This is a genomic window from Clostridium sp. AF15-41 (assembly GCF_003604095.1).
Lineage (GTDB): Bacteria > Bacillota > Clostridia > Lachnospirales > Lachnospiraceae > Coprococcus.
Genome location: NZ_QTMQ01000001.1, coordinates 149,108 through 161,801, shown reverse-complemented (window position 1 = coordinate 161,801; position 12,694 = coordinate 149,108). Strand labels below are relative to the sequence as shown.

Annotated in this window: 18 protein-coding genes; all 18 read left to right on the top strand. The window is 40.1% G+C overall.

All coding sequences use genetic code 11. The features are described 5' to 3' along the window. Positions 1-11: 11 nt before the first annotated feature. Positions 12-413 carry a 30S ribosomal protein S8 gene (gene rpsH, locus DWW43_RS00725; RefSeq protein ID WP_044946095.1) on the top strand — a complete coding sequence of 134 codons (402 nt, stop codon included), beginning with the start codon at positions 12-14 and terminating at the stop codon, positions 411-413. A 291-nt stretch (positions 414-704) separates the two neighbouring features. Next, on the top strand, positions 705-1,244 hold the full coding sequence (gene rplF / locus DWW43_RS00720; RefSeq protein WP_044946090.1) for a 50S ribosomal protein L6: 540 nt from the start codon (positions 705-707) through the stop codon (positions 1,242-1,244). Between the two features lie 17 nt (positions 1,245-1,261). Then, positions 1,262-1,630 carry a 50S ribosomal protein L18 gene (rplR, locus tag DWW43_RS00715; RefSeq protein ID WP_008402729.1) on the top strand — a complete coding sequence of 123 codons (369 nt, stop codon included), beginning with the start codon at positions 1,262-1,264 and terminating at the stop codon, positions 1,628-1,630. Between the two features lie 19 nt (positions 1,631-1,649). Beyond that, positions 1,650-2,159, top strand: a complete 510-nt coding sequence (gene rpsE / locus DWW43_RS00710; protein ID WP_008402728.1) for a 30S ribosomal protein S5 — start codon at positions 1,650-1,652, stop codon at positions 2,157-2,159. A 14-nt stretch (positions 2,160-2,173) separates the two neighbouring features. Further along, on the top strand, positions 2,174-2,356 hold the full coding sequence (gene rpmD, locus DWW43_RS00705; protein WP_008402727.1) for a 50S ribosomal protein L30: 183 nt from the start codon (positions 2,174-2,176) through the stop codon (positions 2,354-2,356). 24 nt (positions 2,357-2,380) lie between these two features. Beyond that, entirely contained in the window at positions 2,381-2,821 is a 441-nt protein-coding gene (gene rplO / locus DWW43_RS00700; protein WP_021944970.1) for a 50S ribosomal protein L15, read from the top strand. A 2-nt stretch (positions 2,822-2,823) separates the two neighbouring features. Then, positions 2,824-4,137 carry a preprotein translocase subunit SecY gene (secY, locus tag DWW43_RS00695; protein WP_008402725.1) on the top strand — a complete coding sequence of 438 codons (1,314 nt, stop codon included), beginning with the start codon at positions 2,824-2,826 and terminating at the stop codon, positions 4,135-4,137. Positions 4,138-4,307: 170 nt separating this feature from the next. Next, the gene (locus tag DWW43_RS00690) at positions 4,308-4,952 is read left to right on the top strand and encodes an adenylate kinase (RefSeq protein ID WP_021944968.1); all 645 of its coding nucleotides are present in this window, start codon (positions 4,308-4,310) and stop codon (positions 4,950-4,952) included. A 1-nt stretch (position 4,953) separates the two neighbouring features. Further along, on the top strand, positions 4,954-5,721 hold the full coding sequence (gene map / locus DWW43_RS00685; RefSeq protein ID WP_119962453.1) for a type I methionyl aminopeptidase: 768 nt from the start codon (positions 4,954-4,956) through the stop codon (positions 5,719-5,721). 48 nt (positions 5,722-5,769) lie between these two features. Further along, positions 5,770-5,988 carry a translation initiation factor IF-1 gene (infA, locus tag DWW43_RS00680; protein ID WP_008402721.1) on the top strand — a complete coding sequence of 73 codons (219 nt, stop codon included), beginning with the start codon at positions 5,770-5,772 and terminating at the stop codon, positions 5,986-5,988. Positions 5,989-6,167: 179 nt separating this feature from the next. Next, a complete protein-coding gene (rpmJ, locus tag DWW43_RS00675) occupies positions 6,168-6,281 on the top strand; it encodes a 50S ribosomal protein L36 (RefSeq protein WP_044946087.1) in 114 nt (37 codons plus the stop codon). Positions 6,282-6,526: 245 nt separating this feature from the next. Continuing rightward, complete coding sequence (gene rpsM, locus DWW43_RS00670; RefSeq protein WP_008402720.1) at positions 6,527-6,895, top strand: 30S ribosomal protein S13; 369 nt, start codon at positions 6,527-6,529, stop codon at positions 6,893-6,895. Positions 6,896-7,007: 112 nt separating this feature from the next. Continuing rightward, positions 7,008-7,403: a 30S ribosomal protein S11 gene (rpsK, locus tag DWW43_RS00665; RefSeq protein WP_008402719.1), complete on the top strand. Its 396-nt coding sequence runs from the start codon at positions 7,008-7,010 to the stop codon at positions 7,401-7,403. Positions 7,404-7,422: 19 nt separating this feature from the next. Beyond that, positions 7,423-8,016 (top strand): 30S ribosomal protein S4, encoded by a 594-nt coding sequence (gene rpsD, locus DWW43_RS00660; protein WP_008402717.1) that lies wholly within the window; start codon positions 7,423-7,425, stop codon positions 8,014-8,016. A 129-nt stretch (positions 8,017-8,145) separates the two neighbouring features. Then, positions 8,146-9,102 (top strand): DNA-directed RNA polymerase subunit alpha, encoded by a 957-nt coding sequence (locus DWW43_RS00655; RefSeq protein WP_008402715.1) that lies wholly within the window; start codon positions 8,146-8,148, stop codon positions 9,100-9,102. A gap of 72 nt (positions 9,103-9,174) precedes the next feature. Beyond that, a complete protein-coding gene (locus DWW43_RS00650) occupies positions 9,175-9,711 on the top strand; it encodes a bL17 family ribosomal protein (protein WP_008402714.1) in 537 nt (178 codons plus the stop codon). A gap of 138 nt (positions 9,712-9,849) precedes the next feature. Further along, positions 9,850-11,778: an energy-coupling factor transporter ATPase gene (locus tag DWW43_RS00645; RefSeq protein WP_119962452.1), complete on the top strand. Its 1,929-nt coding sequence runs from the start codon at positions 9,850-9,852 to the stop codon at positions 11,776-11,778. Between the two features lie 108 nt (positions 11,779-11,886). Next, complete coding sequence (locus DWW43_RS00640; RefSeq protein WP_119962451.1) at positions 11,887-12,687, top strand: energy-coupling factor transporter transmembrane component T; 801 nt, start codon at positions 11,887-11,889, stop codon at positions 12,685-12,687. Positions 12,688-12,694 lie beyond the last annotated feature (7 nt).

The following is a 12,694-nucleotide window of genomic DNA, read 5'->3' as shown; positions in this document are numbered from 1 at the left end:
GAAGAAATATTATGTCAATGAGCGATCCAATAGCAGATATGCTTACAAGAATTCGTAATGCTAACACAGCAAAGCATGATACAGTAGAGATCCCTGCTTCAAAGATGAAAAAGGCTATTGCTGACATCCTTTTATCAGAAGGATATGTTCAGGCAGTAGACATTATCGAAGATGGTAAGTTTGAGACAATCAAAATTACATTGAAGTATGGTGTAGATAAGAACGAGAAGATCATCACAGGCCTTAAGAGAATCTCTAAGCCGGGTCTTCGTGTATATGCAAGTAAGGATGAGCTTCCAAGAGTACTTGGTGGACTCGGAACTGCAATTATTTCAACAAACAAAGGTGTACTTACTGACAAGGAAGCTAGAAAGCAGAATGTTGGTGGCGAAGTATTAGCATTTGTTTGGTAGGCATTGAGCACTTAGTGAGCACAAGCTGAAAGCGCCGTGCGAAGTTAGTGCGAAAGCCCATCCCGAGACTTAACGAATACGAGTCGAAGACGATGGATGAGTTTAGTTCGAGTGGATGTCATTAGAGCACTTAGTGAGCACAAGCTGAAAGCGCCGTGCGAAGTTAGTGCGAAAGCTGATAAAACATTCCTCCGGCATCATTTCCTGAAAAATACCGGAGGTTAAAGCCTGCATGGATACACTCCATGCAGCACAAATACAAATATTATAAATTTTAAGGAGGAAGGCGAAATGTCACGTATCGGAAGAATGCCTATCGCTGTACCTGCAGGAGTGACTGTAGATATCGCAGAAAATAATAAAGTGACTGTTAAAGGACCAAAGGGAACACTTGAGAGAGTTCTCCCGGCAGAAATGGATATTAAGTTAGAAGCTGATGTAATTACAGTTTCAAGACCTAATGATTTAAAGAAGATGAAGTCTTTACACGGACTTACCAGAACACTTATCCACAACATGATCGTTGGTGTTACAGAGGGTTATGTTAAGGATCTGGAAGTAAACGGTGTAGGTTATAGAGCTCAGAAGCAGGGCAATAAATTAGTTCTTGCTCTTGGTTATTCACATCCAGTTGAGATGGTTGACCCAGAAGGTATCGAAGTAAAGGTTGATGGTAACAAGATTTCAGTTGTTGGTATTGACAAGGAAAAAGTTGGTCAGTATGCAGCAGAGATCAGAGAAAAGAGAGCACCGGAACCTTACAAGGGCAAAGGTATCAAGTATGTTGACGAGACTATCAGACGTAAAGTTGGTAAGACTGGTAAGAAATAATAAAGGAGTGAGATAAGATGGTTAATAAAGAATCAAGAAGCGAAGTTCGTATTAAGAAGCATATGCGTGTTCGTAATCATTTAGCTGGAACAGCAGATAGACCACGTTTAGCAGTTTTCAGAAGTAATAATCATATGTACGCTCAGATTATTGATGATTCAGTTGGAAACACAATTGTAGCAGCATCAACAGTAGAGAAGTCAATCAAGGAAGCACTTGAGCAGACAGATAATGTAGATGCAGCAGCATACGTTGGTAAAGTCGTTGCTGAAAGAGCACTGGAAAAGGGAATCAAGACTGTTGTATTTGACAGAGGAGGATTCATCTACCAGGGTAAGGTTCAGGCATTAGCAGATGCAGCAAGAGAAGCTGGTCTAGAATTCTAAGAAGGAGGAAGAACAACATATGAAGCGTGAAATAATTGATGCTAGTAAATTAGAATTAGAAGATAAAGTAGTAGATATCAAACGTGTAACTAAGGTTGTTAAGGGCGGACGTAATTCTAGATTTGCATGTCTTGTAGTTGTTGGTGACAAAAACGGTCATGTAGGCGTAGGCGTTGGTAAGGCTGTAGAAATTCCAGAAGCTATCCGTAAGGGTAAGGAAGATGCAGCTAAGCACCTTGTTACAGTTCCTGTAAATGAAAACGGAAGTATCCCATATGATTGGAACGGAGAATTCGGTAGCGCAACAGTATTGCTTAAGTCAGCTCCAGAAGGTACCGGTATTATCGCCGGCGGTCCTGCCCGTAACGTACTTGAGCTTGCCGGATACAAGAATATCCGTACAAAATCCTTAGGATCAAACAACAAACAGAACGTAGTTCTTGCAACGATCAAAGGTCTTTCAGAGATCAAGACTCCGGAAGAAATCGCAAGACTTCGTGGAAAATCTGTTGATGAGATACTTAACTAAGGAGGTATTATAAGATGGCAGATAAGTTAAAAGTTACTTTAGTAAAATCACCAATCGGATGCGTACCAAAGCATAAGAGAACTGTAGAAGCATTAGGACTTAAGAAGGTAAACAAGTCAGTTGAACTTCCTAACAATGCTGCAACTCTTGGTATGGTTAAGCAGGTTAGTTATTTAGTAAAGGTAGAAGAGATTTAATTATATTTGAAGGAGGTGCAGGTCGTGAATTTATCAACATTAAAGCCAGCAGAAGGTTCTAAGCATAGTACTAATTTCAGAGTAGGCCGTGGTCATGGTTCAGGAAATGGTAAGACTGCAGGTAAGGGCCATAAGGGTCAGAAGGCACGTTCAGGATCACCTAGACCAGGATTTGAAGGCGGACAGATGCCTTTATATAGAAGAATCCCTAAGAGAGGATTTACATGTATCAATCACAAAGATATCGTTGCAATCAATGTTTCAGTTCTTGATCGTTTCGAGGATGGAGCAGAGGTTACAGTAGATACACTTGTTGAATGCGGTATCGTAAAGAATCCACGTGATGGAGTTAAGATTCTTGGAAATGGAGAGTTAACAAAGAAGCTTACAGTTAAGGCAAATGCTTTTTCAAAGTCAGCAGTCGAGAAGATTGAAGCTCTTGGCGGAAAAGCAGAGGTGATCTAATAATGTTTAAAACCTTTATCAATGCATTCAAAGTAAAGGAATTAAGACAGAAATTATTATACACATTCTTTGTTCTTATAGTAGTCAGGCTGGGAAGCCTGATTACTGTACCGGGAATCCGTGCTGATGCAATTAAAGAGTATCTGAGCAATGCACTTGGAGATTCTTTTAATCTGTTCAGCTCATTTACCGGAGGATCGTTCGATCAGATGTCAATATTTGCATTGAACGTAACACCATATATTACAGCTTCCATTATCATTCAGCTTCTTACCATAGCAATTCCTGCTCTGGAAGAGATGCAGAAAGATGGTGAAGACGGAAGAAAGAAAATTACAGCAATTACCCGTTTTTTAACGATCGGTCTCGCAATTCTGGAAAGTGCAGGTCTTGCGATCAATTTCGGAAGAAAAGGATTCATGGACAGCTACAATTTTTGGACAGTATTGACAATGATCGTTATTCTTACCGGTGGTAGTGCGTTTGTAATGTGGCTTGGCGAGCGTGTAACAGATCGTGGTGTGGGAAATGGTATTTCCATTATCCTGTTGATCAACATCGTATCAACCATGCCAAATGATTTCAAGAATATTTACACACAGTTCATCAAAGACAAAGATCCGGTCAGAATGTGTCTAATTGCACTTTTGGTTGTTGCAATTGTTGTATGTGTAACCATTCTTGTATGTATGCTTCAGGGAGCTGAAAGAAAGATTCCTGTACAGTATGCAAAGAAAGTTCAGGGTAGAAAGCAGATGGGAGGTCAGTCCTCCAACATTCCGCTTAAGGTAAATACAGCAGGCGTTATTCCTGTAATCTTCGCTTCTTCACTGATGGCGATTCCTTCTATTATAACAAGTTTATTTGGAAAGAGTCCATCCGGTGTCGGTGCTAAGATCCTTCAGGGAATGAGCCAGTCATACTGGTTTAATGCGAACTATCCTTGGGGATTCCTTGGATTGGCAGTATATATCTTACTTGTGTTCTTCTTCGCTTATTTCTATACAGCAATTACCTTCAATCCGATGGAGATTGCAAATAACATGAAGAAGAGCGGTGGTTTTGTACCGGGTATCCGACCGGGTAAGCCAACCCAGGACTATTTAAATAAAATACTGAACTATATTATATTTATCGGAGCAGTTGGTCTTTTGATCGTTGCGATGATTCCAATGTTCTTTAACGGATTTTTCAGTGTAAATGTTTCATTCGGTGGAACATCCATCATCATCGTAGTTGGTGTTGTAATTGAAACCATGAAGAGTCTGGAATCACAGATGTTAGTAAGACATTATCAGGGATTCTTATTAGATTAATTGTAAGATAAAGATATAAAAAACACGAAAAATGGGAGTGTACACTTGTGCACTTCCTATTCGTGTATTATAGTATAAGTATCTATGGCTTGTTCATTTGGAGGACGGCTGATAACAGGAGGGATTGCAATGAATGTATCCCGCAGGAAAATAAAAAATGGAGGTTATATATGAAGATAATTATGTTAGGTGCGCCAGGCGCAGGCAAAGGTACACAGGCTAAAATGATCGCTGAGAAGTACGGAGTACCTCATATCTCAACAGGAGATATTTTCAGAGCAAACATCAAGAACGGAACAGAACTCGGAGCAAAGGCAAAAGAATATATGGATAAGGGACTTCTTGTTCCGGATGAATTAGTTGTAGATCTTGTAATCGACAGATTCAAAGCAGACGACTGCGCAAAGGGATATATCCTTGATGGATTCCCAAGAACAATTCCACAGGCAGAGGCACTTGACAAAGCATTATCAGCAATCGGCGATTCTGTAGACTATGCTATCAATGTAGAAGTACCGGATGAGAACATCGTTCGCAGAATGTCCGGAAGACGTGCATGTGTTGGCTGTGGTGCAACATATCATATTGTATATAACCCTACAAAAGTAGAAGGCAAATGTGATGTATGTTCATCCGATCTTATCTTAAGAGATGATGATCAGCCGGAAACAGTATTAAACAGACTGAAAGTATATCATGAGCAGACACAGCCATTGATCGATTTCTATGCTAAGAAGGGTATCTTAAAAGAAGTTGACGGAACAATGGATATGAATGATGTATTTGCAGCAATCGTTAAGATTTTAGGTGAATAAAATGGCAATATCTATAAAATCTGAGAGAGAAATTGAATTGATGAAAGAAGCCGGCAGAATTCTTGCTCTCACACATGAGGAGCTGAAGAAGGCGATCAAACCGGGAATCACAACCTATGCGATCGATAAACTTGGTGAAGAAGTGATCAGAAGTTATGGCTGTATTCCTTCTTTTCTGAATTATAATGGTTATCCGGCATCTATCTGTGTATCAGTGAATGAAGAAGTTGTTCATGGTATACCATCAAAGACAAGATATCTGAAAGAGGGCGACATAGTAAGTCTTGATGCAGGAGTTATCTATAAAGGATATCACTCCGATGCAGCAAGAACTTACGGAGTAGGAAAGATTTCACCGGAAAATGAGCATCTGATTGCAGTAACTAAGCAGAGCTTTTTCGAAGCAATGAAGGTTGCTGTTCCGGGAAATCATATTCGAGATATCGGAAGGGCTGTAGAGCGGTATGTTTTAAAATTTGGATATGGAATCGTAGAAGACCTGGTTGGACATGGTGTTGGAGCAAATCTTCACGAGGATCCGGAAATACCGAATTTTGAAACAATCAAAAAAGGACCGAAGCTGAAACCGGGAATGACGATTGCGATCGAACCGATGATAACAGCAGGTGATTATGAAGTAGACTGGCTGGATGATGACTGGACGGTTGTAACCGTGGACGGGTCCAATGCAGCACACTATGAGAATACGATCCTTATTACAGAGGACAGACCGATCATCTTGTCGCAGGCAGAAGGATTGGAATTATAGAAATAAAAAATGGATTCAAAATCTCAAGGATTTTAAGGAGGATTAAAAATGTCAAAGGCAGACGTAATTGAAGTAGAAGGAACAGTAATCGAGAAGTTACCAAATGCAATGTTTCAAGTAGAGATCGAGAATGGTCATAAGGTTTTAGCACACATTAGTGGTAAGCTCAGAATGAATTATATCAAGATCCTTCCAGGTGATAAGGTAACAATTGAATTATCACCATACGACCTGACAAAGGGAAGAATTGTTTGGAGAGATAAATAAATTCTTCTATATAAAGAGGTATGTAATGAACATCCTGTAAAGATATTCCCTTTATGGGATGTGATTTATCATAATAAACCCATTAATATGAAAAAAACAGAAAATGGGACTTGCATTCTATTGTGAAAAATGATAGAATGCCTATTTGTAGCGGACTTTTTTTGAAAGGAGATTTTCTAATGAAGGTTAGAGCATCAGTAAAACCTATGTGCGATAAGTGCAAAGTTATCAAGAGAAAGGGAATCGTTAGAGTTATCTGCGAGAATCCAAAGCACAAACAGCGTCAGGGTTAATCAAAAAAAGAAACTGGGTATCCGGATGATAGCCCATCCATATGATATCTTGTTTTTTATGTATCAACACACACGGATGTGTTGTAAATTTTAAAAGCGGCTGTAGCATAATCATTATATGCTAGTAAAAATAAAAAAATAGGCAGCGAGATGGAAACATATGCATTTCACCTCAGCATTTTCATGTTGAGATATGTCGAGATCCGATATGCCGGACAGAAGAATTTTTACGGAGGTTAATTAGAATGGCTCGTATTTCAGGTGTTGATTTACCAAGAGACAAGCGTGTTGAGATTGGTCTTACTTATGTATATGGTATAGGTTTGGCATCTTCACAGCGTATCCTTAAGGAAGCAAATGTTAATCCTGACACACGTTGTAATGATTTGACTGATGATGAAGTAAGAAGAATCAGCGAAGTAATCAATGCAACACAGACTGTTGAAGGAGATTTACGTAGAGAAGTAGCGCTTAACATCAAGCGTTTACAGGAAATTGCATGCTACCGTGGTAAGCGTCATAGACAGGGACTTCCTGTTCGTGGACAGAAGACAAAGACAAACGCAAGAACACGTAAGGGACCTAAGAAGACAGTAGCAAACAAGAAGAAATAATACTGTTTTCATTTGTTCTTATATATAGTAGAAGATAAGAGATCTTCTGCACCGGGCAGAAGATAAAGTACATTTGTATAAATTTGGAAAACCATAGGAGGTTTAAGAGTTAATGGCTAAGCAAGTTACTAAAAAAGTGGCTAAGAAGCGTGTCAGAAAGAGTGTTCAGCACGGACAGGCTCATATTCAGTCATCTTTCAATAATACAATCGTTACATTAACAGACGCTGAAGGTAATGCACTTTCATGGGCAAGTGCTGGCGGTTTAGGATTCAAGGGTTCTAAGAAGTCAACACCATATGCTGCTCAGATGGCTGCTGAGACAGCTGCAAAGGCTGCTGCTCCTTACGGATTAAAGACTGTTGATGTTATGGTAAAAGGCCCAGGCTCAGGTAGAGAAGCAGCTATCCGTGCTCTCGCAGCTTGCGGTATCGATGTTGTAAGTATCAAAGACGTTACACCAGTTCCACATAATGGTTGTCGTCCACCAAAGAGAAGAAGAGTCTAATTAGGAGGTACAGAGTAAGATGGCAGTAGATAGAACCCCAGTTCTTAAGAGATGCAGATCTTTAGGCATGGAGCCAATGTATCTCGGAATTGACAAGAAATCAAATAGAAAATCAACAAGAGCAAACAGAAAAGTAAGTGAGTATGGTTTACAGCTTCGTGAAAAGCAGAAGGCTAAGTTCATTTACGGTGTATTAGAGAAGCCTTTCCGTAACCTTTACGCTAAGGCAGAGCAGCAGAAGGGCTTAACAGGTCCTAACCTTATGACATTACTTGAGTTAAGACTTGATAATGTTATCTTCAGATTAGGTTTTGCAAGAACAAGAAGAGAAGCAAGACAGATTGTAGATCACAAGCATGTACTTGTTAATGGAAAGAGTGTTAACATTCCTTCATACCAGGTAAAGGCCGGAGACAAGATCGAGATCAGAGAGAAGAGCAAATCCTTACAGAGATATAAGGATATCATTGCTGCAACAGAAGGACATTTAGTTCCAGGTTGGTTAACCGCTGACAGAGAAAACCTTTGTGGAGAAGTAGTTGAGAAGCCAAACAGAGAGCAGATCGATGTTCCTGTAAACGAGACCCTTATTGTCGAGTTATATTCCAAGTAATAAGAATAAATATGATCATCCGTACATCCATCCGGGATTTACCCGTGTGGATGTCTGGATGCAGAATATATTTATGATATTTGCAAAGTTGGAGTATACCAGTTAATTACCCATAAAGGAGGGGCTTAAATGTTTGAGTTTGAGAAACCAAAAATTGAGATAGTTGAGATTTCAGATGATAACAAGTATGGTAAGTTTGTAGTAGAGCCTTTAGAGAGAGGCTATGGTACAACCCTTGGTAATTCATTAAGAAGAATTATGCTTTCTTCATTACCTGGTACAGCAGTAACACACGTTAAGATTAAAGGTGTTTTACATGAGTTCAGTTCTATTCCCGGAGTAAAGGAAGATGTAACTGAGATCGTTATGAATATCAAGTCTTTAGTAATAAAGAACAATTCATTAACAAATGAGCCGAAGCAGGCTTATATCGATGTAGCTGGTGACTGTGTTGTCAGAGCATCTGATATTCATGTAGACGGCGATATCGAGATCATCAATCCTGATCTTGTAATTGCAAATCTTAGTGGCCCGGATGCAAGACTTGAGATGGAACTCACCATCGGCAACGGCAGAGGCTACGTTGGTTCTGATAAGAATAAAGAAGCAGATGCACCGATTGATGTCATCGCTATTGATTCTATATATACACCGGTTGAGAGAGTTAATCTTACAGTTCAGAATACTCGTGTTGGTCAGGTTACAGATTATGATAAGCTGACACTTGATGTATTTACAAATGGTGCTATCGCACCGGATGAGGCTGTCAGCCTCGCTGCAAGAGTCCTTGTAGAACATTTGAACCTGTTCGTTGATCTGTCTGAGAACGCAAAATCCGTTGATGTAATGGTTGAGAGCGTAACAGATGAGAAGGAAAAGGTTCTGGAAATGAATATTGATGAGCTTGAATTATCAGTTCGTTCATACAACTGCTTAAAGAGAGCCGGTATCAATACAGTTGAAGAATTGATCAATAAGACCCCGGAGGATATGATGAAAGTTCGTAACCTCGGTCGTAAGTCATTAGATGAAGTATTAGCTAAGCTGAAAGAATTAGGCTTATCACTGAATGACAGTGAGGAATAATACTTTTTACCACTCAAGCCGAATAATAGTAAGCACAGTGAAGACCCGCAAGGGTAAGGAGGATAAATAAAAATGGCAATGTATAGAAAACTTGGAAAAGCAAGCGCACAGAGAAATGCATTACTTCGTAACCAGGTAACACAGTTATTATACCATGGTAAGATCAGAACAACAGAAGCTAGAGCTAAGGAAGTTGTTAAGATTGCAGAGAAGCTTATCACATTAGCAGTTAAGGAAAAGGATAACTATGATGAAGTTACCGTTACCGCTAAGGTTGCTAAGAAAGATAAAGATGGTAAGAGAGTGAAGGAAGTTGTTGATGGTAAGAAAGTTACTGTATATGATGAAGTAGAAAAGACCATCAAGAAGGATCAGCCTTCAAGACTTCATGCAAGAAGAGAAATGCTTAAGGTATTATATCCGGTTGTTGAAGTTCCTACAGATGCTGCCGGAAAGAAAGCCGGTACAAAGAAAGTTGATTTAACAAGCAAGTTATTCGATGAGTACGGTACAAAGTACGCAGGACGTAAGGGTGGTTACACAAGAATCATCAAGATCGGTCAGCGTAAGGGCGATGCTGCAATGGAAGTTATTCTTGAGTTAGTATAATTATAAACATAAGGGCTGTCAGGTACATGTATGTGTATTTGGCAGCTTTTTTATTATACTAAGATGCAGACTTTATATTTGCAAAGATGTTGATTCGATGGAATTATCGTATTTGTTTAGAAACATAGGAGAGTGTACATGAGTTTTATTCAGGTGAAAAAGCTTGGACATAAATTTAATATCAAGGACAAGGATGGAAATGTTACAGGTGAAAAATGGGCTGTGAAGGATATGGATTTTGTTGCCCATAAGGGACAGATCATTGCCGTTCTTGGACGTAACGGTTCGGGAAAGTCAACATTTGCCAGACACCTGAATGGCTTATATGCACCAAATCAGGGAACGGTATGGATACAGGGAGATTCTGATGTATTAGATACGAGCCGGGAAGATGATCTGCTGGCCATCCGTCGTGCAGTCGGGATGATCTTTCAGAATCCGGACAACCAAATGGTAGGAAATACGGTTGCGGAAGATGTAGGATTTGGTTTGGAAAATCTGGGCTTTGAAGCAGAGAAGATATGGGAGCGAATCAACGAAGTACTTCGATTGACAGGGATGGAGGCATATCTGGAACGAAATGTATCACATCTAAGCGGTGGACAGAAGCAAAGACTGGCAATCGCATCTGTGATGGCCATGTCACCGGAATGTATCGTTATGGATGAAGCAACTGCCATGCTCGATCCTGTGGGAAGTAGACAGATACTTGATACCTTATATCATTTGAACCGGGAGTTTGGCATTGCGATCATTATGATCACACATCGGATGGAGGAAACGGTTCGGGCAGATCAGATCTATGTAATGGATGATGGAAATGTAGAGTTGATTGGCGCACCATATGAGATTTATCCACAGGTAGAGAAGTTAGAGCAGCTTGGTCTTGACAGTTTATTGCCATATAAGCTGTTGCATGAGTTGAAAGTAGATTATTCCGATGATAAGAAATTTGTCAAAAATTTGGATGAAGACGCAAAAAGTGCGTTGGTTGATAGAAAAGAGGGGATCTTGTCGGTAAAGGATGCTGCGGACAGGATAAAGGCATGTTTGCGTGATGAAAAATCTTTTGTAAACAGACAAGAAGCAGCAGAACATTTTAATTCGGCGCAGAAAGATATACCATCAAGTAAAAATGAGGATGGAATACATGAGGATATCCTTGATAATAGAAATAACATAGATAGAGAAGAACACAATGGTATGTTATTGGATGCCGGGATAAAAAAAGATATCTTGGTCGAGGCTGATAATCTGGAGTATTCTTATAAGGATGGTGCGGTACTGGTTCCTGCGGTAGAGCAGGTGTCATTTCAGATCAGAAAAGGAGAGATCCTTGCGGTGGCAGGACAGACCGGTTCCGGGAAAAGTACGCTGTTATATATGTTAAATGGTATTTATCGTCCGATGGGGGGAACGCTTAAGGTTGATGGAATTGATGTAGGAAAGACGAAGAATCTGAAAGAATTGCGGAAGAAGATTGGATTTGTGTTTCAGTATCCGGAGTATCAGTTATTTGAAAGTACGGTGTTAGCGGATGTAATGTATGGCGCATTGAACTTCGGGATGTCGAAAGCAGAAGCAGAACAGGCGGCAAGGGAAGCATTGGCACTTGTGAATATATCAGAGGAATATTTTGAATATTCTCCGTTTGACCTTTCAGGCGGACAGAAGAAGCGTGTAGCACTTGCAGGAATCCTTGCATATAAGCCGGAGATTCTTATTCTCGATGAGCCGGTTGCCGGCATGGATCCGAAATCCAAACGGGAATTATTTGCACTGATCCGCAGATTACATGAAGAACGGAATATAACTGTAATCTTTGTATCACACGACATGAAGGATGTGTATGAGATTGCAGATCGTATACTGGTTATGGGACAGGGAAAGCTGGTCTATGATGGAGCAGTAGAGCAGGCATTTGGAACGCCGGAGATTGTAGAAAAACTGGGCTTAGAGATGCCGGAAATGGCGATGTTCAGGGATGCATTACTGCCGGAGATAAGACTCACAGCAAGAAGCATGGCGGGCGTGATTGAGGAACTTAGTGGGCTAAAGAATATATAAGAAGAGATATAAAATTAATGAAGCTATAGAGATTGATGGTGACATTTCAAAAACATGAACACAGCATGAGAAAGTGGATAGTTATCAGATAATATAGAGGAAAGAAGCATGGTAAGAGACATTACGATCGGACAATATTATAATACCAGATCACCGATTCACGAGCTGGATGCCAGAACAAAACTGGTGCTCACGATCGTATATGCGGTTACGATCTTCTGGTGCAGGGATTTGTGGACTTTTCTTGCTGCAACCGCATTCCTTATTGTGTATGTAGCATTAAGCCGTGTCCCGTTATCTTTTATCTGCCGGGGACTTAAGGTTGTCTGGGCGTTTATATTATTTACAGCATTTTTCAGTCTGTTTAATGGTGATGGAAGGGTTCTGGTCAGCATCTGGAGATTTCATATCACGTCCGGCAGCTTAAAGACGACCGGAATTGTAGTATTTCGTTTCGTATATCTGATTATTGGCTCATCGATCATGACATATACAACACTTCCGCTGGCACTTACAGCAGGTTTGGAGAAGCTGTTTGGATTCCTGAAGATCTTCCGTGTTCCGGTATCAGATATGGCCTTGATGCTTTCAATTACGCTTCGTTTTATTCCGATTCTGATGGAAGAATTGGACAAAATTATGAAAGCGCAGCTTTCGCGTGGAGCAGATTTTGAAAATGGAAATGTTTTCAAACGTATACGAAGTTATACCCAGATATTTATTCCGTTATTTGCATCTGCGATCCGACGTGCAACCGATCTGGCATATGCGATGGACGCCAGATGTTATCACGGAAGTGAATGCCGTACCAGCATGAAACCATTGCGATATAGTAAAAAAGATGCATTTGCATATGGTCTGCTGGTGGTTTATGTGGTAGGATTAATCTTGATGAAGATATATTTATAACAGGGAA

Coding starts and splice junctions, on each gene's coding strand:
- rpsH (WP_044946095.1), top strand. CDS start 12: ATGTCAATGAGCGATCCAATAGCAGATATGCTTACAAGAATTCGTAAT.
- rplF (WP_044946090.1), top strand. CDS start 705: ATGTCACGTATCGGAAGAATGCCTATCGCTGTACCTGCAGGAGTGACT.
- rplR (WP_008402729.1), top strand. CDS start 1,262: ATGGTTAATAAAGAATCAAGAAGCGAAGTTCGTATTAAGAAGCATATG.
- rpsE (WP_008402728.1), top strand. CDS start 1,650: ATGAAGCGTGAAATAATTGATGCTAGTAAATTAGAATTAGAAGATAAA.
- rpmD (WP_008402727.1), top strand. CDS start 2,174: ATGGCAGATAAGTTAAAAGTTACTTTAGTAAAATCACCAATCGGATGC.
- secY (WP_008402725.1), top strand. CDS start 2,824: ATGTTTAAAACCTTTATCAATGCATTCAAAGTAAAGGAATTAAGACAG.
- DWW43_RS00690 (WP_021944968.1), top strand. CDS start 4,308: ATGAAGATAATTATGTTAGGTGCGCCAGGCGCAGGCAAAGGTACACAG.
- map (WP_119962453.1), top strand. CDS start 4,954: ATGGCAATATCTATAAAATCTGAGAGAGAAATTGAATTGATGAAAGAA.
- infA (WP_008402721.1), top strand. CDS start 5,770: ATGTCAAAGGCAGACGTAATTGAAGTAGAAGGAACAGTAATCGAGAAG.
- rpmJ (WP_044946087.1), top strand. CDS start 6,168: ATGAAGGTTAGAGCATCAGTAAAACCTATGTGCGATAAGTGCAAAGTT.
- rpsM (WP_008402720.1), top strand. CDS start 6,527: ATGGCTCGTATTTCAGGTGTTGATTTACCAAGAGACAAGCGTGTTGAG.
- rpsK (WP_008402719.1), top strand. CDS start 7,008: ATGGCTAAGCAAGTTACTAAAAAAGTGGCTAAGAAGCGTGTCAGAAAG.
- rpsD (WP_008402717.1), top strand. CDS start 7,423: ATGGCAGTAGATAGAACCCCAGTTCTTAAGAGATGCAGATCTTTAGGC.
- DWW43_RS00655 (WP_008402715.1), top strand. CDS start 8,146: ATGTTTGAGTTTGAGAAACCAAAAATTGAGATAGTTGAGATTTCAGAT.
- DWW43_RS00650 (WP_008402714.1), top strand. CDS start 9,175: ATGGCAATGTATAGAAAACTTGGAAAAGCAAGCGCACAGAGAAATGCA.
- DWW43_RS00645 (WP_119962452.1), top strand. CDS start 9,850: ATGAGTTTTATTCAGGTGAAAAAGCTTGGACATAAATTTAATATCAAG.
- DWW43_RS00640 (WP_119962451.1), top strand. CDS start 11,887: ATGGTAAGAGACATTACGATCGGACAATATTATAATACCAGATCACCG.